Origin of the sequence: Halobellus captivus, from assembly GCF_007655485.1 — an archaeon.
Lineage (GTDB): Archaea > Halobacteriota > Halobacteria > Halobacteriales > Haloferacaceae > Haloquadratum > Haloquadratum captivum.
Genome location: NZ_VJXQ01000005.1, coordinates 119,888 through 144,116 on the forward strand (window position 1 = coordinate 119,888; position 24,229 = coordinate 144,116).

17 protein-coding genes and 3 pseudogenes are annotated in these 24,229 nt (G+C 48.7%); 9 read left to right on the forward strand and 11 right to left on the reverse strand.

Annotation, left to right across the window (positions count from 1 at the left end):
• Positions 1-414 precede the first annotated feature (414 nt).
• Complete coding sequence (locus tag FJT57_RS13175) at positions 415-1,875, forward strand: AAA family ATPase (RefSeq protein WP_144905984.1); 1,461 nt, start codon at positions 415-417, stop codon at positions 1,873-1,875.
• A 499-nt stretch (positions 1,876-2,374) separates the two neighbouring features.
• A pseudogene (locus tag FJT57_RS13180) lies at positions 2,375-2,560 on the forward strand (MarR family transcriptional regulator); the annotation flags it as partial.
• Between the two features lie 61 nt (positions 2,561-2,621).
• On the opposite strand, the gene FJT57_RS13185 reads toward FJT57_RS13180, so the two are convergent.
• From FJT57_RS13185 to FJT57_RS13195, 3 genes are all read right to left on the reverse strand, one after another.
• Positions 2,622-3,485, reverse strand: a complete 864-nt coding sequence (locus FJT57_RS13185) for an MBL fold metallo-hydrolase (RefSeq protein ID WP_144905987.1) — start codon at positions 3,483-3,485, stop codon at positions 2,622-2,624.
• A 203-nt stretch (positions 3,486-3,688) separates the two neighbouring features.
• Positions 3,689-4,060 (reverse strand): Rieske (2Fe-2S) protein, encoded by a 372-nt coding sequence (locus FJT57_RS13190; RefSeq protein ID WP_144905989.1) that lies wholly within the window; start codon positions 4,058-4,060, stop codon positions 3,689-3,691.
• Positions 4,057-5,166 carry an amidohydrolase family protein gene (locus FJT57_RS13195; RefSeq protein WP_144905991.1) on the reverse strand — a complete coding sequence of 370 codons (1,110 nt, stop codon included), beginning with the start codon at positions 5,164-5,166 and terminating at the stop codon, positions 4,057-4,059. Before FJT57_RS13195 ends, FJT57_RS13190 begins: the two co-directional genes overlap by 4 nt.
• 147 nt (positions 5,167-5,313) lie before the next feature.
• Between FJT57_RS13195 and FJT57_RS13200 the strand changes: the two genes are divergently transcribed.
• From FJT57_RS13200 to FJT57_RS13210, 3 genes are all read left to right on the forward strand, one after another.
• Positions 5,314-7,020, forward strand: a complete 1,707-nt coding sequence (locus tag FJT57_RS13200; protein ID WP_144905993.1) for a thiamine pyrophosphate-requiring protein — start codon at positions 5,314-5,316, stop codon at positions 7,018-7,020.
• A gap of 126 nt (positions 7,021-7,146) precedes the next feature.
• Complete coding sequence (locus FJT57_RS13205) at positions 7,147-8,619, forward strand: aldehyde dehydrogenase family protein (RefSeq protein ID WP_144905995.1); 1,473 nt, start codon at positions 7,147-7,149, stop codon at positions 8,617-8,619.
• A gap of 128 nt (positions 8,620-8,747) precedes the next feature.
• The gene (locus tag FJT57_RS13210) at positions 8,748-9,170 is read left to right on the forward strand and encodes a universal stress protein (protein WP_144905997.1); all 423 of its coding nucleotides are present in this window, start codon (positions 8,748-8,750) and stop codon (positions 9,168-9,170) included.
• Between the two features lie 16 nt (positions 9,171-9,186).
• Here FJT57_RS13210 and FJT57_RS13215 read toward each other — a convergent pair whose 3' ends face one another.
• Positions 9,187-10,050 carry an MBL fold metallo-hydrolase gene (locus tag FJT57_RS13215; RefSeq protein ID WP_144905999.1) on the reverse strand — a complete coding sequence of 288 codons (864 nt, stop codon included), beginning with the start codon at positions 10,048-10,050 and terminating at the stop codon, positions 9,187-9,189.
• Positions 10,051-10,744: 694 nt separating this feature from the next.
• Between FJT57_RS13215 and FJT57_RS13220 the strand changes: the two genes are divergently transcribed.
• From FJT57_RS13220 to FJT57_RS13230, 3 genes are all read left to right on the forward strand, one after another.
• On the forward strand, positions 10,745-11,881 hold the full coding sequence (locus FJT57_RS13220) for a TAXI family TRAP transporter solute-binding subunit (protein WP_144906001.1): 1,137 nt from the start codon (positions 10,745-10,747) through the stop codon (positions 11,879-11,881).
• A gap of 61 nt (positions 11,882-11,942) precedes the next feature.
• Entirely contained in the window at positions 11,943-13,883 is a 1,941-nt protein-coding gene (locus FJT57_RS13225; RefSeq protein WP_144906003.1) for a TRAP transporter permease, read from the forward strand.
• A gap of 317 nt (positions 13,884-14,200) precedes the next feature.
• Positions 14,201-14,968, forward strand: a complete 768-nt coding sequence (locus FJT57_RS13230; RefSeq protein ID WP_144906005.1) for an IclR family transcriptional regulator — start codon at positions 14,201-14,203, stop codon at positions 14,966-14,968.
• A gap of 157 nt (positions 14,969-15,125) precedes the next feature.
• Here FJT57_RS13230 and FJT57_RS16995 read toward each other — a convergent pair.
• From FJT57_RS16995 to FJT57_RS13250, 4 genes and pseudogenes are all read right to left on the reverse strand, one after another.
• Positions 15,126-15,370 (reverse strand): annotated as a pseudogene (locus FJT57_RS16995) (hypothetical protein); the annotation flags it as partial.
• 340 nt (positions 15,371-15,710) lie between these two features.
• Positions 15,711-17,072 carry an APC family permease gene (locus FJT57_RS13240; protein ID WP_144906007.1) on the reverse strand — a complete coding sequence of 454 codons (1,362 nt, stop codon included), beginning with the start codon at positions 17,070-17,072 and terminating at the stop codon, positions 15,711-15,713.
• A gap of 295 nt (positions 17,073-17,367) precedes the next feature.
• Positions 17,368-18,708, reverse strand: a complete 1,341-nt coding sequence (locus tag FJT57_RS13245) for an aminomethyl transferase family protein (protein ID WP_144906009.1) — start codon at positions 18,706-18,708, stop codon at positions 17,368-17,370.
• A gap of 410 nt (positions 18,709-19,118) precedes the next feature.
• Positions 19,119-19,889, reverse strand: a complete 771-nt coding sequence (locus tag FJT57_RS13250) for an IclR family transcriptional regulator (RefSeq protein ID WP_144906011.1) — start codon at positions 19,887-19,889, stop codon at positions 19,119-19,121.
• Positions 19,890-20,344: 455 nt separating this feature from the next.
• Here FJT57_RS13250 and FJT57_RS13255 point away from each other — a divergent pair, with 455 nt between their 5' ends.
• Positions 20,345-21,751: an aminomethyl transferase family protein gene (locus FJT57_RS13255; RefSeq protein WP_144906013.1), complete on the forward strand. Its 1,407-nt coding sequence runs from the start codon at positions 20,345-20,347 to the stop codon at positions 21,749-21,751.
• 18 nt (positions 21,752-21,769) lie between these two features.
• Here the strand turns inward: FJT57_RS13255 and FJT57_RS13260 are convergent, their stop codons facing one another.
• The 3 genes and pseudogenes from FJT57_RS13260 to FJT57_RS17305 form a co-directional block, all read right to left on the reverse strand.
• Complete coding sequence (locus FJT57_RS13260) at positions 21,770-22,621, reverse strand: MBL fold metallo-hydrolase (protein WP_144906015.1); 852 nt, start codon at positions 22,619-22,621, stop codon at positions 21,770-21,772.
• Positions 22,622-22,970: 349 nt separating this feature from the next.
• A pseudogene (locus FJT57_RS13265) lies at positions 22,971-23,602 on the reverse strand (IS6 family transposase).
• 345 nt (positions 23,603-23,947) lie between these two features.
• On the reverse strand, positions 23,948-24,151 hold the full coding sequence (locus tag FJT57_RS17305; RefSeq protein ID WP_345775907.1) for a GNAT family N-acetyltransferase: 204 nt from the start codon (positions 24,149-24,151) through the stop codon (positions 23,948-23,950).
• Positions 24,152-24,229 lie beyond the last annotated feature (78 nt).

Consider the following 24,229-nt stretch of genomic DNA (forward strand, 5'->3'; position numbering starts at 1 on the left):
AATGATTTCAACAGAGCCAAAGTCGAATAAACACATCGAACACATCGATAGAGGTGTGTGTGTGTGTTTGTGTAAAGATAGAAGAAGAAGTTATACCTCAAATTAAGCGTTTTACTGGATACAACTACCTATACTCCCAAACATCGTGTTACAAGTTTAGATACGTGTGTACACACCCCCGGTCATCGATTACCTATATTCCGAGACTGACCCCACAGGTATCCTCCGAACACATCGATAGAGGGGTGTGTGTCTCGATGCATCGGTCCTGAAACACTTCGTTGTCCGTTTCTGAAAATCAACTCTAATATTACTAGATACTGCTGAAAAAACCGATTTGATCACCTGTAACAACAAAACACACTTCGATAGGGGTGGGGAAACTTTTTGTACTCTGGTTGTATGGTCGTCATTATGAGGACTCACGATTCCGATGGCTCCAAGCCAGGTTCGGAACCATCGGAGAATGAGACCACGACGCAAGCGGATCTCGGATCTAACTCCACGGGTACAGATTCGTCCTCCAAATCGACAGTCCAATCGTCATCTAGCCGATCCGTCGAGACTGACCAGGTGACCGAGTCACAATCGATCGAGGAGATGCTCCTCGAGTTCGACGAGCAGGATGGGCTTATTCGTGATCGATCACTCCTCGATCCAAACTACATCGTTGAAGAGGATCGAATCGTTGGTCGCGACGAACAACTTCAGGAAGTTACGAAGATGCTTCGGGTCGCACTTGGCGACAACCGGCCACCGAACCTGTTCCTTTACGGTCCCTCCGGGACGGGAAAATCGCTCATCACGAAAGCCGTCTGCAAAAACATTAGTCGAATTTGTGAGTCCCGAGATATTCGGTTTGGGACGATAGAAGTCAACTGCCAGGATCTCGATACGCTCGGCGTCGCAGTCTACGAACTCGCACAGCAAGCCGCAAGCGAGGCGGACGTAGACGTCGAAGTTCCGAAACACGGTGTGGCGACGAAAGAGAAATGGGACGAACTCTACCGAATTGTCAACGAGAATTTCGATTCCGTGGTGTTCGTCCTCGATGAATTGGATATGCTCGTTGGTCGCCGGGACAAACAGGAGCCTGCGTTCTCTCGGTTGCTCTACCAGCTATCGCGAGCCGGTGCCGCCGACGATCTTACCGCGTATCTGTCCGTGGTCGCGATTTCGAACGACACAAAGATGATGGAATCCGTCGGAAGTCGTGCATTAAGCTCGTTTACGCCTGAAGACGTTCATTTCGACGACTACGATGCGAACCAACTCCAGGCGATCCTCCGCCGTCGCCAGGACGCCTTCCACGACAGTGTCGTTGAGGATGACGTCATCCCGCTAGCAGCCGCGTTCGCTGCACAAACGCACGGTGATGCTCGGAAAGCGATTGATTTGATGCGTGTCGCGGGCGAACTCGCTGAGCGGGACGGCGACGACCGTGTTCGCGAAGAACACGTCCGGCAAGCCCAAGACAAAGTCGAAAAGAACCGCGTCCTCGAAGTCGTCCGTGGCATCAGTACGCAGAAGAAACTTTGTTTGTACGCTACTGCGGCTGTTGCTGCCGAAGCAAATGACGGCACCGCTCGGAGTACAACCGGGTATCGAGTGTATCAGTATCTGACTGACTCGATCGATGCAGATCAGTACCAACAGGAGTCGTACGTAAACAAAATGAAAGAACTGACGACGTACTCTTTGGTCGACTTCGAGCGCCGTAGTCACGGCCCAAGCTCGGGAATGTTCCTTGAGTTCCAGTTCGGTGAGCGGCCGGACACCATCTTGGACACGCTGCGTGAGGATTCTCGTCTCAAGATGGTCTCCGACGATGAAGTCACGTCGGTCGTGAGAGCACAGGTTCGAAATGAAGCCTGACTAGACTCACACATTCGGTGTTGGATCACCTGCACCCTCCCCTCTATCGATGTGTATTCGGGAGAGATACACATACACACCGATAGAGGCTCTCTTCGTCCTGGTTCTGACTGGGGTGAAGGGTTCAGACAGGCTCAAACCGCACACCTCTATCGAAGTGTTTTCCACTGGTAGAGGATTTAAAATGGCTGGAAACTCGGAATAATCTCTCCTTAGGTTTTGATGTTAAGATTGTCGTTCCGCGCCCCACTTGCTGCTAACGATTCTTTGTAGCTACATACGGATGTCACACCTCTATCGATGTGTTTGATTCGCTACTCCGACGGAACACACCTTTATCGATGTGTTCACTACGATGAGGATATCAGAAGATGAAACTGATCGTCTCAATGGATACGGTTCTCGAACTCCTTCAAGATGGACAGTGATTCACCTTCAACAATTTCGTGTTTTTCATACCTAACACCCTTCACAGCGGATGTCGCACCTCCTTTCAACGATGCCCATCGACCGAGACACATCCGAGAACACGAGCGAGGACGAGCTCGCGGATCTTTCGGTCCTTGATCAGGTCCTCGGATTTCTCGCCGGAAACGAGGATCGGGCGTTCAAGGCTCGCGAAATTGCCTCTCAGATTGTCGTTGATGAGGGGGCGGTGAGCACTGCACTCTCACGATTGAAGGACCCAATGACTTCAACGGTGACTTCGGTCGTGTAGATACGTCACCGATGATGAAAATTACTGTTCAGCTGTGAGAGAATGATAAATTCATTTCATCCGAACCTACAATCACTTTTCCATCAAACTCTGCTTCGGCTTCGGCTTTCATTTGTTTCGTATCGCGTAATTGCATTATATGCGTGAGCACGAGCGTATCGACTCCGGCTTGATTTGCTATTTTCCCCGCTTCACCGGCAGAGCTATGCGTCTGCTTGAATGTATCCCAATCTGATTCGTCAAGTGGATATCTTCCTCTGTATTCCGCTAACACCTTTGATTCTGGAATCGGATCCAAGGGCGGTGCGACCATCGAGTCGTGGATTAAGACGTCCGCGTCCGTAGCGAATTCCGCTAATGGTGGGTAGTACCCTGTATCGGGTGAGAGAACAACAACTGTGTCTGATTGCGGATCCTCGATACGATACGCATACGTTTCGATCGGGTGATTCACCTCCGTTGCCGTGAGTTTGAAGTCGTCCGTATCATAAGAGAAGTCTTCTGAGACGAGTTCAAATGTAGTGTTTTTCAGGTGATTAATAGATTGATCGGTAACGCGTTCCTTGTATTTGATGTCCTCGTCGTAGATTTCGTAGAAGGCGTCGAGGAGGGATAACGTCACTTCTGGCCCACCGACTGTGAGCTTATCCCGACCTAGCATCCAACCCATCAGAAGAAAATTAAAAAATGAGCTGTTGTGGTCGATATGGTGATGGGTGAAAAATAAATATTCGATATCTGAGATTGACACTTTCTTATCAATAATTCTATCTAACGACTTCGGGCCACAATCGAAAAGAAGTGGTTCGTCATTAACCTCTATTAAAACACCAGTTCCGGCACGTTCTGGGTGAGGAAGTGGAGTACCCGTACCCAATAGTGTGATATTCATACGACGATTCAATAATTGGTCTTATTATATTTAGTAGTACTTCTCGCTACTGTATCTGTTTAATCCCCTCTGGTTCTATTTATATTATTCTGTTACGAACAACCCGTTGGGTAGATACCTGAACAACATCCCGATGTAAGTTTGCGACTTTCACAAACATTCTAACTAGATAGGTTTAATGAATAGTATATGCTATTTTATATCTATTCTACGATGATATACACATCACCGTCTTCAATTTCGACCTCATACGTTGGAAGTTGAATATCATCTGTTGCGAGGTGTTCACCTGTCTCTAAATCGTAGGTCCAACCGTGCCACGGGCAACTGATCACGATTTCGTCCTCATTGTGCGACCAATCAAGCGGTTTTCCCGTTCCGGTGTACTCTCCATCCATCTTTTCGTGAACCCGTCCCGTACAAACGGGGCCACAATCGTGCAGGCAAGTATTACTGAGTGCGTAGAAGTTGCCATCGTATTGGATGACACCGATTGATTTGCCATTAACCGTAAGTATCTCGCGATCCCCGTCCTCGAACTCCGCAACGGGCTTTACTTCGACCTTCTCACTCACAGGTCAAACACCTCCAACGCGTTTCCACCTAGGATTTTCTGCTTGTCGTCTTCCGTGAGGAAGGGAAGGTCGGTCACCGTTGTGGGTCGATCGTAATCCCAATGCGGATAATCCGAAGCGTACATTATCTGGTCAGCCCCGATCATATTGAAACAAGTTTCCAAGTACTCCGGATTGGCGCTCTTCTCAAGCGGTTGAGTCCCGTAGTAAACCTCTTTCAAGTAATCGCTCGGAAGTTTTTCCAAAAGAGGGTTCTCCTCCGGCCGTTTAAGATACTCCTCGTCAAGTCTGGTCATAAGTGCCGGTACGTAGGTGACACCGGATTCCATAAAAATGATGTCTAGTTCGGGGAACTTCTCGGGAATTCCTTCCATTACGAGGCTCGTCAGCTGTGCCTGATTTGACGCGAGGAAACCGAGCGCGTGAGTTTCGATGAACGACTGAAAACCATCGTAGCTATCTAATCCCGCACCGCCGGTGTGAAAGACAAACGGATAGTCGAGTTCCTCGCCGAGTTCGTAGATACGGTCGTATTTGCGGTTTCCGAGCGCTGGACGGGCACCGGCCGCAATCATACAGGCGCCGATGAATCCCTCATCGTCTTCAGTTTCTTTGAGTAGGTCTAGGGAGGCCTCGACGTCGTGAAATGGAACGGGAACGAGTCCGTAGATTCCCTCATCTGGATCGAGGATGTGCTCTCGGACGTACTTGACGTACCCCTCCATAAATTGAGTAACCCGCTGATCGTCCGAGCGGACGGCATTCGCGGGGAGCAGCAGGTGCGAAATCTGAAGTTGGATATCGATACCGATTGACTCCATTGAGGCTTTTATTTCGTCGGGTTCCGCTGGTTCGTCCGGGTAACTTGAGTGTTCGCGGTCGATCCGTCCATACGCCTGTCTATCACCTGTACTCGTCGGAAAATATGACGACGCGTTCTGCTTGGCTCCGATCTCTCCCCACCCGCTCTCCTTCAGTCGTGTTCGCCAAGGCTCGTCCATATACTCCGCAATATTTTCAAACGATTCCAAATAGTGGGCATCGACGTCGACGACGGTATAATCAGAATCCACTGACGAATTATTTGTTCGATGTTCGCTCGACATTGCTGTATCTCGTCAATTGGATAATTAGAATATAAATTTTGGGGTGACCAACTCGATGTATCACTACATTTTCTCCTGAGTAGCCAATCCAGTACTCGCCGACTACGGCGAACTGTTTATATATTTTCTCGAGAGTTGCCAGTAGTGATGACTCAGAGTAACACCGCCACTATCGAAGTCGGAGAGAAGGTAATACAGAGACTCAGTGACAACGGCGTGGAACACGTATTCGGAACCTTCGGTACTGATCATCCGACCCTGCTGAAGGGCTTAGCGACAAACGAAGAGATAAAAACGATTAAAGCCCCGCACGAGATGGTCGCTGCGAGTGCTGCACACGGATACGCGCAGGCGACAGGAGAACCACAGGTGGTGCTCGTCCATGTTGACGTCGGAACAGCTAATCTCGGCGCAAGCGTTCATAACGCAGCACGTTCTCGGATTCCACTGTTTTTGATGGCCGGGCGAACCCCGCTTACGTCACAGGCCGAAATACCGGGATCTCGAAGCGTTCCCGTGCACTACTACCAAGACGTCTACGATCAGCACTCGCTAGTGAGTGAGTACACGAAGTGGGAATACCAACTGGAACACGGGGAAACCGCTCAAGGTGCGGTCGACAGAGGACTCGATATTGCGACGAGTACTCCCCAAGGACCCGTCTACTTGACGATGCCCCGAGAAGTGCTCCGGTATGAATCACAATCGGATTCAATGGACAGAACTCCGAAAGAGCGAGAGACCGCGTTTGGTACAGTTACCAACGCGATGTGTGCCGAATTTGTTTCGATGCTCGATAGCGCTGACGATCCTCTACTCGTTACCTCCTATCTCGGCCGTACCGAAGACTCCGTGTCGGTTCTTCAGGAGTTCGCCGAAACTGCTGGCGTCGGAGTCGTCGAATCGCCCCCGACGTTCGATATGAACTTTCCGCACGACCATCCACTGCACCTCGGATTTGATCCACATCGATTTTTGCCGGACAGCGACTTAGTATTCGTTGTGAACAGTGATGTTCCCTGGGTTCCCACTATATCAGCACCGTCGGACGAGACACCGGTTGTCCACATCGATCCGGACGTTGGAAAGGAACAGTATCCCCGATGGGATTTTCGACCTGATTATTCAATCGCTGCAGACCCAATTCAAGTTCTCTCCGATCTGACCGATCACATACGGGCCCAATCGACGACAGCGACTGAGGACCGGATCACACAGATCACAGCCCGGCACGATAAACTCGAAAGGGAACGAAAAGAACGGCTAAAGACACAACGAGAATCAGACAGTATTTCGGTCGCAAAACTCTCTGATACACTGAGTCAGGTGATACAGGACGACACAGTAATCGTAGCTGAACCAGTTTCGAACACCCAAACCGTACTTGAATATCTGGATCGAAGCGAGCCCGGAACATACTATTCGTACTGTATGAGTGGTCTTGGTTGGGGACTCGGGGCGAGCCTCGGCATCAAGTTAGCCAAACCGGAATCGACCGTTGTCTCTGTCGTGGGAGATGGCTCGTTCCTTTTCGGAAATCCGATGGCAGTGATCCAGATGGCTCAAACATATGATCTCCCTCACCTCTTGGTCGTGTACAATAATCGAGGGTGGCAGGCCGTCGATAAAGCAATTGATGATCAATACGGCGAGACCGCCTTCGGCGGTGGAGAGTTCTCGACGTTCGATCCTGATCATACCTTTGCAGAGGCAGCCAGTGGTATGGGGTGCCACGCCGAGCGGATAACGGATCCAACTCATTTATCCTGTGCGCTCAATCGTGGACTCGATGCCGTTGAATCAGGTTCGATTGCTCTCCTGGAGGTTGTTATCGATCGGGAATTCCCAAAATGACGCAATAGAAGGGTTGCTCACGCGGTGTTAAATTTATCAGTACCGTAGACGCGCACAATCCGGCCGAGCTACTAATAGCCGCATTTGAGCGGTAGATATATACTGGAAGCCTCTATGTGATTTTTTATGGCTGCTAGCCTCGCCCAGACCTATGGGTGCTTCATCGACGGTGAATGGCGTTCCATCGGAGAGCAGTTCCCTGTATTCGATCCAACGACCCAAGAGAGGATTACAACCGTATACGATGGCGGACCGGAGGCCATCGACGAGTCGATTCGATCGGCCCAAGAGTCACTCGAGAGATGGAACGGTCTTAGTGCACAAGACCGCGGAGAGATCCTTTCTGGTGTAGCCAATGCTCTGCGGAGCGAAAAAGAGCATCTGGCAAAAGTCGAAACCAGAGAGAGCGGTCGTCCACTTTCTGAATCACGATACTTGGTAGAGCTCGGTATCGATAACTTCGATTATTTCGCTGGGCTAGCAGATAAAATCGAGGGTAAAACGATTCCAGTATCTGGCGACCGACTCGATTACACCCTACAGGAACCACTCGGAGTGACCGGCCACATTATCCCGTGGAACGCTTCGTTTGTTCTCGCCTCGCGGAGTATTGCACCAGCGCTGACTTGTGGAAACACTGTCGTGGCAAAAGCCTCTCCTGAAACTCCACTTTCACTTCTCGAAATGGCGCGAATTGCAAATGAGGCAGGACTTCCGGACGGAGTCTTCAATACAGTCGCGGGAGACGGCGCTCGAACCGGCGCAGCCTTGACCAACGATGACCGAATTAGAAAGCTCGTGTTCACCGGCTCCCGGGCGACGGGGGAGACAGTTATGAAGGCCGCGGCAGAAAACGTGGTGCCGGTCAGCCTCGAACTTGGTGGCAAAGGCCCGTGTATCGTCTTTCCAGATGCAGACATTGAACAGGCACTTTCTGATATGGTGAATGTATTTATGAACACGGGCCAAATCTGCTTTGCCACAACGCGATTGTTTGTCCACGATGACATTTATGAGGAGTTCATCAATGAGTTCGCTAAAGCAGTCTCCGAGTTGGAGTATGGTCCCGGAATCGAAGATCACGACCTCGGTGCGTTGATCTCTGCGGAAGCACAGAACAACGTGGATTCGATGGTCAAACAGGCCGTCTCAAACGGAGGGCGTGTTCTCGCCGGGGGTGAATTGCCTGACAGTACGGGACATTTTTATCCCGCCACGTTGGTGGACGAGGTAGCTGACGATGCGCTGATTTCCTGCGAAGAAATCTTTGGCCCTGTTCTTACTGCGTATCGGTTTGAGGATGAAGAATCGGTCATCAAGCGGGCGAATGACACGAGATACGGTCTCTCGGCCGCTCTCTGGACGGGCAATCTCTCTCGTGCACACCGCATTGCTGAGGATATTGACGCAGGGACAATTATGATCAATGAGTATCCCGCTGTGTTCACCGCGGCACCCTTCGGCGGATACAAAGCGAGTGGGATTGGTCGAGAAAAGGGGGTGCAGGCGCTCGACCACTACACACAAACAAAGAACGTCTCCGTATCCATCGGGAGTTCTCGATCTTGGTCCGGGGACAAAGAGCGCGATCCTACGTAATTCTCTCCATCATTGAGGGAGATAGCATATCAAAATTATGCGCAACTGCTCCGTTCGAGGGCGGAAGAAATATATGGAACTTTAGAAATGAAGCTCACTTTTTTGTCAATGGGCAGAATACACGAACCGTGTTCCGAGTATTACTTCCGGTTGATACGGATAAAGCACGCGCACGCCGAGCCGCAGAGGTTGTCACTAAACTGCCCGACGCAGCGGAGTCCGTTCAGGTCACCATTTTGAATGTTCACCCACAGTTGACGGACGTGGGGGACCGAATTGCGGATCCAAAGGACTGGTACGACGAGGCAGACTTCCCCGAGAGTGTAGCTGAAGCTGAGACAATCCTCAGTCGTGCGAGCATTGATGTTCAGAAGGAACGGACCTATGCTGACCCGGCCGAAGCCATCCTTGAGCGCACCAGTGAAATCGAGCCTGATCTGATTATTATGGCTGGCCGCAGCCGAACGCCCGTCGGGAAAGTGCTTTTCGGTAGCGTCACTCAATCAGTTTTACTCAACGCAGACGTTCCAGTGACGGTTGTCCGACCGTGAGGATGTTTTAGTTGGTCTACACCGTGGAGATAGTGAGCCCGTCCTCGGCGACGTAGACATCGCCAGAAAAGGCTGATTCAGCTTGTTCCTTGGTGGCCTCTGTGTCTTGGGCTGGGAGGAAGTGAGTTAACACGAGTGTCTCGACACCGGCGGCCTCGGCTACTTCACCCGACTCCCTCCCAGAGGCGTGATAGTCAACCATCGGAGTCTCGCTCGGATGAGGGTTGGTAGAAAGGTATTGCCGCCAGCTTTCTTGATCGCAGGCATCGTCGGTTTCAGTGACCTCCCGTGTGGGCCCGACGGCTGCGTCGTGTACTAGCACATCGGCACCTTTGGCGAAATCGACAAGTGAATCGATTCGCTCCGTGTCCCCCGAAAACACAAAGGATTTTCCGGAATCGTGCGCGTCGACCCGGTAGGCGTAGGTTGGAATCGAATGAGAAACAGAATGGACCGTCACAGTCCATTTATCCTCGGAAATGACCGTTTCATCGTTGACGTGTTGGTGCTTTATACCGGTCATCCCTTCGATTGGCCGGCCGAAGTCCTTCCGGTAATCAATGTCCCTGGAGTAGATGTCCGTTAATGCCGAAATGAGCGTATCAGTACCCTCAGGGCCGTAGACCGAGAGATCTTGGCGCCCATACATCCAACTCGTGATTACAAAGTGGAAGAACGACGAATTATGATCGATGTGATGGTGGGTTAAAAACATCGACGTAATGTCCTGTAGATCAAACTTGTTCTCTAGGAGTCGTTCAACTGTCATCGGACCGCAATCGAAAAGCAACGGTTCATCATCTATTGATACGACCATACTTTGGCCCGCTCTGGATGTCTGTGGCGGGGGCGATCCACTCCCCAAAATGGTGATTTCCATAAGAGAATGATTTCACAAACCGACTAAAATACTTTGCGGTTACTGTGTCTCTTCTCCGGTTCGAGTCTCCGTTAGCCGATTTTGACCACCTCTGTTGCAGTCCTGAGTAAAATGCCATCAACTATGAGCTTAATTTCGAAATAACCCAAATCACCAATTGAAATCGGTTTGGAACTACTTGAATAGGTGACTAGAACCCCTTCTATGATGATGTACTGCTCGATCTGCTTCAATCCAGTATCCAAACCCTCGACTGATGTAACATATGTACCTCTGTTATTTGCCGATTGAAACTATGCTGTTATAGTTCCTCGTAGCCAATTCCGGTTGAGTTCGCCGAATTGATTGCTTTGGTATATATCCAAATAATGTGTGAGTACCTAGCACGGTGTTAGATACCCTCATAAATCTCGGTTCTAATCCGATTATATCGGGTATCCTTTGCTCCATTACCAAATCATTTCGATGGAAGGTTTGTCGCGATTATCTCTGGCATCCGAATACGGACAACACAAATTCGACGATGCTCAAACTGAGATGCGACAGTCAGGTGGTTCGACTGTGAATCATCTCTGGGCCAAATCCGGTGAAATTTTCCTAACTCTCCGTAAAGTGCACGTTGGGACAATATGGCTACGATGGTGCCGAATCCCTAAGGGAAAGCTTTAATTACCTATCTGAGGAGTGTAGAACTATGACAGATGAGAGATCTGTATGTGACCAGAATGGCATTATCGACCGACGCAGTGCACTGAAGGCGATGGGTACCGCCGGATTAGTCGGCCTCGCTGGTTGCTCAAGTGGCGACAACGACAACTCAGGCGCGAACGGCGGTTCCGGTGACGGAGATTCTACAGCCTCAGATGGCTCCGGAGATTCCAACGGTAACGGCAGTAGTCCGGAGAGCCTCACTCTCACGAGCGGTCCGGAAGGCACACTCATTTATGGGGTAGGCAGCGCAATGTCGGCCACGCTCCGCCAGCACTCGGATATCGTACTAAATGCCCAGGCTGGTCCCTCGGGTCAGTCACTTGTCCAACTCATCCAAGGTAACGAAAAACTCGGCGCGGCAAGTGCATGGCTTGTTCTACAGGCACTGAACAATGAGGGCCGGTTCGAGGATATCGAATCCGAACTCCAGCCGATGCAAATTATGACGATGATGGATCAGCGTACAGGAGCCGTCACCAAAGCCGGGACCGATATCGAGTACTACAGTGACGTTGCGGGGGCTACCGTTGGTCTCGGCCCGGCCGGGGCTTCGTTCAATGACCCGTGGAAACTGGCACTGGATACGGCAACCGGGGGAGGCGACTATGATACGACGACAACAGCGGTCAACCAAGAAGCCGATGCGGTCTCCTCGAACCGCGTCGACGTCCAGATTGTTCCAATGCACGTAAACGGTCTCAATCCGGCACACATATCTCAGGTGTATGCCGAAAACGACATACGAGTACTGTCATTTCAGGAGGATTCTGTCAATACTATCGGAAGTGAAACGAATCTCGGACTGGAACCGACGCCGAACGACGAACTCTCAGAAAACATCGCAGAGTTCACTCACGAACCGGAGTCAATCCTATTGCAGTCCCGATACGTACTGATGGGAACGAGCCAACTGTCGTCCGATTTCGTCTATTCATTTATGGATACACTCTGGCAAAATAGTGAGCACCTCGGAGAGGGTCACGCTGGTGCCCAACCGTTCAATGATATTGAATTCTGGACCCAGACGGTTGTTCCAGAACTCCCTGTCCATCCCGGCGCCGCAGAGTTCCTCAAAGAGCACGACGCTTGGGACGACGACTACGAAGTTGGTGAAGTATAAACTATCCAGGACTAGATAAGTACCGTGAATTATTAATGACTTCCACGTCTCAAACAGAAAAATGACCGCTACCGCGGAGACAGAAACTGGTGGACGATTGCCTGAACGACTCGCCACGGGGGCGTTCCGTCTAACTGCGCTGGTGACTGCGCTATTAGTAATAGCGTACGCGATGTTCTATCCACTAGACCGTCCTGAACTGTCCAATCTCGTTTTGGGGACTTCGACTCTCACATTCTACGCGCTATATACGAAGACCCGACTCGAAGATGGACTCAACACGAAGTCAAAAATGTTCGGGGCGGCAGCGATGCTGACGGGGCTCGTCTTTCTCGGTGCGACATTTTACGTTCACTTTGTTTACGACCGGTGGATTTCAACCGGGAGTCTGCTCGTCTACAACAGTACGGACATCCTGGTCGGTACGATTCTCGTCGTCGTAACCACCCACGTCGTCTATGAAGAGTATGGTGGTGTGTTGGCAGCTGTTATCGTCGCTGTTATGCTTTATGGGTTAGTAGGAAACCACCTCCCGTGGATCTTCGAACACTCCGGATACGGCATTGAGGAACTCATCGCGAGACAAACCGTCTCTATGAGCGGTGTCTACGCATTCATTCTCCAAATTATGGCGACTTGGGTTGCGATTTTCCTCCTTTTAGCCGGGCTTGTGGAAGAATACGGCGGCTTCGATTACATCACCGAAAGCGGGATGAAGATCGCCCGGCGCTCAAAAAGTGGTCTCGTACAAACCGCGGTCGTTTCGAGTATGATTGTCGGAATGATGATGGGCGCGGCCGTCTCGAACGTAGCAATAACCGGGTCCTTCACAATCCCGCTTATGAAGGATCGTGGCGTTCCGGCCTCGGTGGCGGGTGCGATCGAGTCCGTCGCTAGTACTGGTGGACAGATACTCCCACCGATTATGGGACTTGCTGCGTTCCTAATGGCTGATATCGTTGGAATCCCGTTCTCGGAGGTCGTTATTGGCGGGTTCCTCCCTGCAATGTTGTTCTACATCACTATCGGATTGGGGATCCACTTCCGGACAAAAAAGGAGGAATGGATCGATGATGTACCAGAGGGGGATGGCGTCAGTTGGGGCTTCCTCCTACGGGGTGCACAATACATTATCCCTATCGTCGTACTCATTTACGTCCTAATCGCCTTAGAATTTGGGCCACTTGAAGCGGGGAAATATACACTCGGAACACTTCTGTTAACCACTGTCGTGCGGTACGGCGTTATTGACCGAGATCTGAGAGGCTGGGTTGAAGATACGATCAACGGGTTAATTCGAGGCGGAGAAATGCTTGCACCATTTATGGCGCTCGGTGCTGGCCTCGGGATCATCATCAACATTTACGGGTCGACGGGGTTAGGTCAGAAGATTGCGCTTAATCTTATGGTAATGGCGGCAGGAGTGATGGTCGTCGCACTCCTCATTGTTATGTTTGTGAGTATCCTATTCGGAATGGGCATGCCGACTCCTGCAGCATATATTCTCGTCGCAACCGTGTTGGCTCCGGCACTTGTTCGTCTGGGCTTCGAGCCACTCGTCTCTCATATGTACGTCTTTTACTTTGCACTACTTTCATCTCTCACGCCGCCGGTCGCCGTCCCAATTGCAATGGCGACGACAATCTCTGGATCCGGATTCTGGGAAACAGTCGTAGAGGCACTTCGGTTCGGTGTTTGGTTGTTCTTCATCCCCTTTATGTTCCTCGCGAACCCTGCTCTCATTATCTGGTCATTCCCCGAGACAGTCCTTCAGTTCGTTCTCGTTTCATCCGGATGTGTTGGGCTCGTATTTACATCGACTGGATACAACGGGTTTGCCGAGCTTGGTTCTCCTGGACGTTCGATCGCGTTCATCCTCGGGATCGTTACGATTTTCGCTCCCGACACTATCATCCAGATTGGTGGGCTCATATGTATGTTGGTTTTTATCACCCTCTCAGTCCTCGGTTCTCGATCAGAACACCTTCAGATAGCTGGATAAGGCCCGCAACAACACATATAATATTATTTACACAATCCTGATATACCATAGTAGTGAACAGTTCTGATTAAGTAGAAATTCGCTAGAAAGACACCAAATAATTGTATAATCTCTTTTTAGATCTAACCCCAGCTGATCTAAATTTTTATATAAAATAAACTAAATAAATATATTTATGATATATGCACTTCAACAGATTCACTGGAGGATCGTTTGGGAGAGGTGGTGCCCGGTGATTTTCGCATAATTTCAACACCAATCTGAGGTTTGAACCCGGCACGTAACAGGCTTAACTAAGTACGTTCTGTTCAGTAAGTATGACCAACAGTGGATCGCCCCATCATCTGACCACAATCGAGAACGCGTTTCGCATTGTAGAGATCCTGCGAGAGGCTGATGAAGCAACGCTATCGGATATCGCAGCCGAGTTGGATCTCGCCATCAGTACTGTTCACGACTACCTCACTACCCTTGAGAATCTCGAGTACGTCGTCAAAGAGGACGGAACGTATCGAGTGGGAATGCAGTTCTACGAAATCGGAAAGTATGTAAAACGATCCAACGATCTTCTCGGGGAGGTGCGACCCGTCCTCAAAGAGATTGCAGACGAGACCGACGAGGTGGTCTGGTATATTATCGAGGAGCACGGGAAAGCTGTTTATCTCGAGAGCGTTCCCGGTCGGCGAGCAGTCCCCACGTATGCCAAGGCGGGTGAACGGACGCCGATGCATTGTGTTGCCGCTGGCAAAGTGATTCTCGCGCACTACCCTAAAGCCAGGGTCCAAGAGATATTTGAAAGACAAGGGATGGACAAACGAACGGAAAACACAATCACTGACCAAAAGTCGCTCTTTGAAGAGTTCGAACGGATCCAGGAACAAGGCGTTGGTTTCAACGATGAAGAATCTGTCTATGGTGTTCGTGCGGTAGCAACCCCCGTTTTCGACGGGGAAGAAATTGCTGGGGCGATAAGTGTCCCTGGCCCTGCAAACCGACTTGTCAATGATCGGTGGCGAACTGAGATACCTGAGATCCTCCTCGCTGCTACGAACGAACTCGATCTCAGACTCAGATATTCTGATTAGGGAACACTTATTCCTGTGATTTTGATGATTTAATTACTGTTCCACTAGGTCACCAATCCACGGCTTCAGCCGTGGGCTTGTCGGTAGACTCCGGTTCTAGCCGCTACTGGGCGGCAGGCGCATACTCGCCGTTCACGTTCAGCGTCCCCGACTTCAGGGAGAGGTGACGTACCCACTCGATAGCCATCGGAAGGTGGGATCCGTGCCGCCCTTGCTGTGAAGGTACCACTATCGGGCCGCTTTCAGCACGATCAGCGAATTCGTCGGCGGCTGTTCACCGGCGAGTCCACGGGTGATGGACTCGACTTCGACGGGGACGTCGGCGGGATCGACCTCCGTTGATTGTGTGTTGTCGATATCGACCGGGATTTGGTCGATCGAGACGTTCCTCAGTAACTGTATTGATCACACCCTTAACGACCCGACGCAAGAAGTGATAGGCGGTGAGAGAGCCGGTGTGGGGATCGTGAGAACTGTTCATCGAAGTTCTCTAGATGACGGTGTGGCTACCGTCACCGACATCACACTATGTTGGTGATTGGTTAGTCACTGTCTTTTGGATGGATATTTGGCTGGGGGATGTCCTGTTTCTCAATTCTAGTTGGGTGATTCGAAAGTAGATCCAAAATGACTTAACCAAGATGTGAAGATAAATCAAAGAATTATCCAAGGAACAGGCGAATATGCGCCGTAAAAATAATATAATGGCAGCATCCAACGAATTATTTTGAATAAAATACTGCTATTCGAATTTTATCGAGAGATCATCTGGTCCTCTAGGGAGGACGATGTTCTGTGACTGCAGAATCCGAATGAAGAATATAATTGCCCCGATAACAACCATTCCTAACCAAATTAGGAATGCTATTGTATCTGAGTATGATAAGTAAATAAATGCAGCTAGATTGATAATTAATCCAAGTAGAGCAGAAAACTGGACAATTTTAGGGTTGTGGATCCAGGACTTGAGTCTCTCTTTGTTGAACTCTTCCGGATAGAGACGCGGCATCCGGATACCAATCATCATTATTAGACTAGCTCCTACGAGATAACTTAATGTTGCTGCACCAATAATTGTCCTGAGAGGAAGTCCAACAAATACGCTAGGAATAGCTATTATGAACTGCAGTAACAACAGGTATTTCGGCTCACCATATTTGTTTAGTTTCCCACTCCAAGTCGGAAGAATTCCGTCATTAGCTGCTGCGTTAAGATACCGGGAAAGAAGAGTGATTAAACCAACTAGAGACGAGAAACCGGCAACTAACGCACCGATGGCAACAATGATCAGTAGTTCCGATGGTAGATACTGAGTGGCAACGATAGCGATCGTATTTCCTGATAATTCTGTGTAAGGTAGTACTCCAACGCTCAGCAATCCCATCAGAAATGCAATACCCATATTTCCGAAGATTCCTACTAGAATAGATCTAGGAATGGCATCTCCGGGATTATCAATATCATCACCTAAGTCAATCATAAGTAATGCTGGCAAGACAATACCATATATTAATGCAAATGCAGAGACCCCCAAATTAAGATTATTTGGTGATGAGATTAATATATTCTCCATCTGTATTTTGGGTATTCCTGGAATTAACAAGGCAAAGACCGCAATTAGAATTGAAGAGGCAAGTAGGATCTCTGTGATCCCGACCGCCCGGATACCAAACCAAACAATAACAAAACCGATTATTAGAAGTGATATTACTGTTATTTCGTATGATACTGGTGTAGAGTTTGCAATAAATTCTCCGCCAGCGGCTACCATTAAATGCAATCCGACTATTGCTACTACGGCAATAAAACTCCAAATATGCGTCCATCCAATCAGTTGCCCGAATTTCTTCTTTTCAGGCAACAAAAGCATTGCTGGATATTTGTAATGGGCAGCTGCAGTCGGCCAGATTTTAACTAACGTAAAATACGTAGGAGCCAATATGAGCATCGAGATAACTGCCAATAATGGTAATACAAGAACAAGTGGTCCAACCATACTACTCACGACTGTAGGTGTTGCCCACATACCGCCACCAACGGACAACCCGACAGCAACGGCATAAGCGGCTATAAGTCCGATCGAACTTTTATTCTTTTCAACCATAGATGTATTGTGGACTAATTATTTTACGGAGTGATACTCTCAGCATTGCTTGTGTTCTGTCTAGTCTCATTTGTTTCTAGTCGAACCGGTGGGTTGGTTGAATGATACCACGAAACACGATTCATTCTAATCAGTAATATACATACTGGTTAATTACACTCAAATAAGTAAGAAAATATGACTATTTAAATTAGGCTGAAAAAGCCGATTCACTAATGCCCACCTGCAATAGCCCCGTACCGTCGCAAAATTGGGTTTCTAAAGACTGGCTTCTATCGTTCTGCCTAGGGGCTTGTCAGCGATTATCGGCTGAATAGGGAACAGGTGACACAGTTGCGCTGATCTCAGTCTCAGTATGGGATTCAACACTCGGTGAATTCGATGAATCGCCCCACACAATACTGACTTCAGTTCCCTCCTGAGAGTACTCCTCATTGATACAACAGAGCGAAAGAATCCGTCGTTCGTTAACAATATAACAAGCCTTCTTCGATAGCCCAATAAGATCGCCTCCGTCTACCACCTTGTCGTTGTGTTCGATTGCCCAAGGAATTACGGGTAAATCCATATACTTATAAGTACTCTTTTCCTCAAACAGGGATCGATATATTTTCGTGGCATCCGCTGGATCCCATTCTAGTGTAACGAGCGTTCGGTTCGGATTCTCAACTTTCTGTTCTAAAGACTCTCGGCCGATAAAGTCATGATCAAGTGATATCAACTTTGTATATCCGATTTCCATCGGTGTTACATAGTAGTCTTCTATCTCCTCAGAATCGTAACTCCCTCCAAGAGACCATTTTGCTTCGGGAGAATCAGCATCCAGCCATTCCCGATATGATTCTAAACCCTCGCTGTAAATCGCAGGTAGTGGACTTCCTACCCAGCCTAAGATTACGGAACTGCTTGCATAGCTCTTTGAACCTAACTCCTGAATCCCGTATTCCTCTCCCGCTTCAAGGATTGCAACTCGAATTTCGTCATTATCCTCCCAAGGACCCCAGATCTCGAAACCGGCCTCTCCCGCCATACTATGCCTGAGCCCGTAGAAATCTATGCCATTTATGGAGAATTCCGTGAAATTGAAGAAGGAAACCTCTGGAAGTGGACTATCGGTTACCTTCTTCATAACTTCTAGCGCATTTGGTCCTTGGATTTGATATCTGAAATTCTTGGGTGGACCTTCGCGTACGTGTGAATTATCGTCACGTTCTATCGACACATCATAATTCATCTCCTTGGCATTATACTGGACCCAATTGAGGGCAGCTGGTGCACCGGTCAATAGGAAATCGTTATCATCCAGATAGCAAAGAACCGCGTCGCCAATAACATATCCATCTGAATTACAGGCAACAAACTGTTTTGCTTGCCATTTTTCAAAATTATCGAAGCTATTGATTCCTAGGTTCGAGAGAAGTGCGAGCGCATCTGGCCCTTGAATCCAGATGTCAGTCATATGGTGGGACTGGTTCGCTAGCGCACAAGTATTTCGCCACGCCCGCTGTTCGCTGATCCAATTGGTTACTTCTTGGGGAACCTCTGGGAACGGGTAAGAGCCATCGGGAGTACTCTTTAACATTTCAACAGGGCTTTCGGACTCTTGTAGTACTTGCTCTAAGCTTCGATTGCTCATAGGCGTTCTTTAGATTAATTCCGAATAATAATTAATATTTTTGGTACAGGAAAAGGTGGAGGAGTATATTGTGGAAGGCTGTGGAGACATTTATCCAGTCGTCTACCGATTTCGAGCAGTGGTATGGATTCACGACTCGACAAGGGATCTTCTCACGACAACCTTTAGCGTGCCTGCGCGGTCAGTTTGCCGAATCCTATGCGTGAAAACAGCAGTTCAGTTACTCAGTATCATCTATCGATTCCCGTATATACATTAGATATTCTAGAGCGAGACGGAGTCTCATCGAACTCGACGGACGCCTCAATCCCGTCCTCAACGCTGCAAGTGCCGTGATATGGTGAAACGAACTCCCGATCCACTTTATTGGCTGCCCACTCCATAGCGCTATGGGGGGGGTGAGTATCCAGTCATTTGTATTTCAATTTCAATTCAATCTCATCAGCAGTCCCTATGAGATTTTGACTATAATCTGAGCGGCAAATCTCCTCTGTGAGTCGATTTGCCGCACCTACGATACTAATCCCACCAATTGGTCTACCGGACGGGTCGTTGATTGAGGTTCCAATAGAATTGATCCCTTCAATACGCTCTTCTAGATTCAATGCGTATCCCTGTTCTCTGATTTGATCCAACTCCTCAAAAAGGGCCGTTCTATCGGTTATCGTGTTTTCTGTTTTCTTCGGCAAGCCGGATTGGTCAATAATCGATTCAGCGACATCTCTCTGGAGCTCTGCAAGGATAGATTTTCCAATTGAAGTACGATGCATATACAAGCGAGAACCGATTTCCACGGGTTGAGATGCAGTGCGATCTCTCGAACTTGTTGCACAGAAGGCTATCTTATCTTGTTCCAAGATGGCGCACCAAACTTGCTCTTGGATTTCCTCGGTGAATACTTCCATTGGCTCTTGAGCAGCAGAATACAATTGCTTCTTTTTTCGGATTTTATTTCCAAATTCAAGGAACCGCAAACTAAGTTCGTACACGCCTGCATCGGAAACAACAAGTTCATACTTCTGAAGAGTATAGAGATGGGCATAAACGGCACTGGGAGACAGACCAAGTTCTGAGGATAGCTCGGATACACCGGCTTGGTTCTTTTCTAGTAGAAGTTCGATTATCGATATTAACGTCTCGTCTGATTTCACCGTCCGACTTCCCTCGCTGTCTTTGTTCATAGTTCAGGTTGGTCCCAAGTAAAGAAAAGTATACCTCTATTTGTGTTGAGATGTTTCGTCTGGACTAGTGAATGGTTTTAATCCACAATAGCGATGATCTACATATTCATCACTCTCCCGAGAGCAGGTTTGGATGCACTATCGATGAACCGTCAAAGCCCAGTTCGTGCCGTGTCGGATCCAATCAGTCAATCTGAACCCGATGTGATTACTTAATATTCGCTGATAGAAAATTTAGGAGGAGAATACGGGGAATAATAGTCTACTAGTAACGAAAATTAGTGATTCGCACATAACTTTACAACCCTATGTTTGTAATTTCGTTCAGAACATTTTCGCTGTCAACAAAAATATCGCTGCAAGTCTCCTCAGTATCACAATTTGATATATTTGATATCCTATTGTTTGGGGGAAATTAATATAGGGAGAGGGCATTAGCCAATGTAGAGGTTCCAATGGCAAAACCAAACAGTCTAGAAGAGATCCTCCAGTCGGTCGAGTCGCCCGTTGAACGTTTCCGGAGCTTGGATATTGGTGGGGAATATATGGATATTGGTGATGGTTTCATTTGGTCATACCCAGATGATCCTTACGAATTCCCCGACGAATACACAAATTGGATTGAAGAACAACGGTCATGGCGAGAAACCTGCGCCTTGGCCGACCAGTCATATCATATGGAAGAGGTTTATCTTGAGGGGCCCGATTCTCTTCAACTCCTCTCTGATTTAGGAGTGAATAGCTTTGAAGACTTCAGGTCAGGTGAACCGGGACAAGCCAAGCAGCTCGTTATGTGTAATCCTGATGGGGAACTCATAGGTGATACCGTTCTATTCTACGTTGATGAGGAGAAATTCTTGTCGGTCTCGAATCCGTTCCCCCAACACTGGCTCCAATATAACCTTGAAACGGGCGACTACAACGCGACAATAGATCGGATCTACAGTCCGTATGATGATAGTTCGCCTGAACATTTCCGATTCGAAGTTCAGGGGCCGGAAATGTACTCAATTATGGAAGAAGTGATCGATGGGTCTCTCCCCGAAATTGGCTTCTTCAACCTCAATAAGGTCAAAATCAACGGCAAAGAATTCTGGGCTCTCGGCCACGGTATGGCTGGAGCACCAGGTGTGGAGGTCTTTGGACCCTATACCTACCATGATGAAATTAAAGATGTGATTCTAGATGCAGGACAGGAATATGGTCTGCGTCAACTCGGATCGCAAAGTTACAAGACTGCCACTCTTGAAACAGGTTGGATTGGTCGCCCAGTACCCGCAATCTATGATAGCGATGATCTTGAGGAATACAGAAAGTGGTTGAGTGCTGAGACACTGGAAGCTAATCTATCGTTTGGGGGGAGTTTTGACTCCGATACCATTTCGGATTATTATTTTGATCCAATTGAGCTCGGATATGACCGGCTCATCGACTTTGATCACGACTTCATCGGAAAAGAAGCTCTAGAAGAGAAAATCGACGATCCCAACCGAGAAAAGGTTACACTCGTCTTGGACCACGAGGATATAATCAAGATCTATAGCTCGTTGTTCGAAGGAGATATGTACAAATTTATGCCTCTCCCCGATCCCTTTGACCGATGGGATTCAGCCCATCATGACAAAGTAACCCAGAATGGGAGCACTGTTGGGATAGCACGATGGCTTGGATATACTGCTAACGAACGTAAATTCTTAGCGCTCGGCGTTGTTGATGCCGACTACAGCAAGCCCGGGACAGAGGTCAGTTATGTATGGGGTGAACCGAACTCGAAGAAATCCCGAGTCGAACGTCACGAACAGACAACAATTGATGCGACCGTTGCGTCCACTCCCTATGTGGCCGATGGAAAGGACGTCTAGGAGATAAAGGATACTAACCTATGGCGTGATCGTTAGTCCATCTTCAGCGATAATAACGGTGCCATCAAACACAGATTCTGCTTGCTCTTTCATTTTGCTAGTATCTCTGTAAGGACGGATGTGAGTGAGTACGAGTGTTTCCACATCTGCTGCAGCAGCTACTTCACCCGCTTCGGTTGGGTTTGAGTGACCAGTACGCAGTACCGATTTCAAATCCTCCGAAAATGGATACTTCTGCTTATACCTATCCCATACCTCGTCGTTTGGGTTGTCTATCATTGGTGCATCATCACAGTCATGTATTAGAATATCGGCACCTGAAGCAAATTCAGCAACCGAATCTAACTTTCTCGTATCGCCGGTGAATACAACTGATGTTCCAGTAGAGTGTTCACTAAACCGATACGCGAACGTCTCGATTGCGTGTTCGACTGGTAACGCTTCGGCGGACCACGAGTCGGTCTTTACGGATAAATCGGGCGTTGTTTGTTCATAATCGATATCAGTAACGCCCTCCAAAGAATTCCCGAGAGCTGATTGTCGATACTCGAAGTCCTCAGCGTATATATCCTGAAAAGCTGCCAATAATTCTTCCGTACCCTTCGGCCCGTATACTTTCAGCTCGTCTCGACCTTCTACCCAAGTTGAAATGGCAAAATAGAAAAAGTCCGAATTATGATCAATATGATGATGCGTAAAAAAGAGGTGGTTGATCTTTTCGAGACGTACATTATATTCAAGAGAATTCGAGATTGTCTCAGGACCACAATCAACTAGTATGGGATTATCATCCGCCTCAATTACTATACTTGTCCCACCACGGGCTGGATGGGGCGTGGGGCTTCCTGTACAAAGTACTTTTATTTCCATAATCTAATTACCATATTCTCACTTTCATTTCTGGATGAGTCTTGCACTGGTATCTTTGCCAACACAACAAAAGGGACTTTCGTACATATTAAATGCTTTGGAAGATTTTCAAATTTATTACAACTATTATTAGACCTCTGAATGCAGTTGTAGTGATATCGATAGTTCCCATCATCCCTTCGTACTGACTTGATTTCTGGAGGCAAATGAACGAGTTCAGAGCGGCCGGTTCAATGAGTCGAACAAAGACGGCGTCTCATATCAGTGAGAGCGCCGTCAGTCCGAACAGGAGAGAAAGCGATCGCTCATTTATGAGGCTGCCGCTGAACGCGGGTAGCTAAGGTAGTGTTCAGATTAGCTGACTGAAACAGACGGCGAATCCTTGTAGCCACGTCTCTGCTGTGTTCGGTTGAGCGTGTCTGAAGTGAGTAACAAAGGCTTCAGTCCGGCGTTTCAGTTCTTTGAATACCCGTTCGACGGCATTCCGATTCCCGTGGGTGACGTGTTGGAATCGGAGCGACTGACGATGGCAGGCCGCCTGCAGCCAGGGTGCGCCATCGACCAGAAAGGTCGCGTCGGAAACGAGATGTTCCTCGCGGAGTTCTGCGAAGAACATCTCGGTCAACGCTTGGGTTCTGGTCGGGAATAGTCGCACGTGCAGCAGGCGATTCTTCTCGGGATCGACCGACGCAAACAGCCAGTAACGCTGGTCATTCACGCGGATTACTGTCTCGTCGACAGCGACATCCGGGTCGTGACCCTCTGCAGGCTGTAGGCTAGCTTTCTGAATCCAGTTGTGACCGTCGAACAACAGCGTTCGACACCCAGGCTGTCTAGGACTGAAACGGGATCCGCCAGCGATACCCCTGCTAAATGGAGTTGGATACCGAGCTTCATCGCGGACTCGGGTGTCGCCTCTCGCTCCACAAAATCTACCTCTGGCCAGTCGCTACAGTCGATGAGGCGGCGGGGTTTTGGCATAGGCACCAAGCAACTACGGCCGCCTCACTTTTCGATCTTATCTGAACAGTGCCTGTGGGTGGTGAGGGTGTTCGTCCGCATACCCTCTTGCGATTATGCTAGAAACGGGGTCCGTAAGGCGGTTGCACAGTAGTTGAGGTCGGTTGTCTCAATGCATATGGTGTGAACATCACAGGTTTCATTCAGAGGACTCAGATTGAAGCGGCTGCTCAGTAAGGATGCGAACGGAGTACTATATGAGTTCTCTTTTAGTTCGATGCTCGGAATCTCGGGGGGTGTTGGGAGTACCTTCATCAATTTGCTGCTGTCTCTCGAATCCAAGCCTTTCATAGAAACCGAGGGCGTTCAGTAACGCAGGAACAATGAGCTGTTATAACCCTCTTTTCGAGCTATCTTTTCGGGTTTTCTGATGAGTGCCCGTCCAATGCGTTCCTCGGTATAATCAGGGTCGACGAATGTTGCTGCCAGCGTGTTTTCATTAAGATGGACTCCCCCAGCTAACGAGATAGCCGTCTTTTCGGCGACAATAGTCTTCGACGAACTCGGCATTAGACTCTGTTAGTATCAAAATCAGACGTGCTAAACAATCCTGTTATTCCTCAAGTGCATTCTGTCGAAGTGACTCAC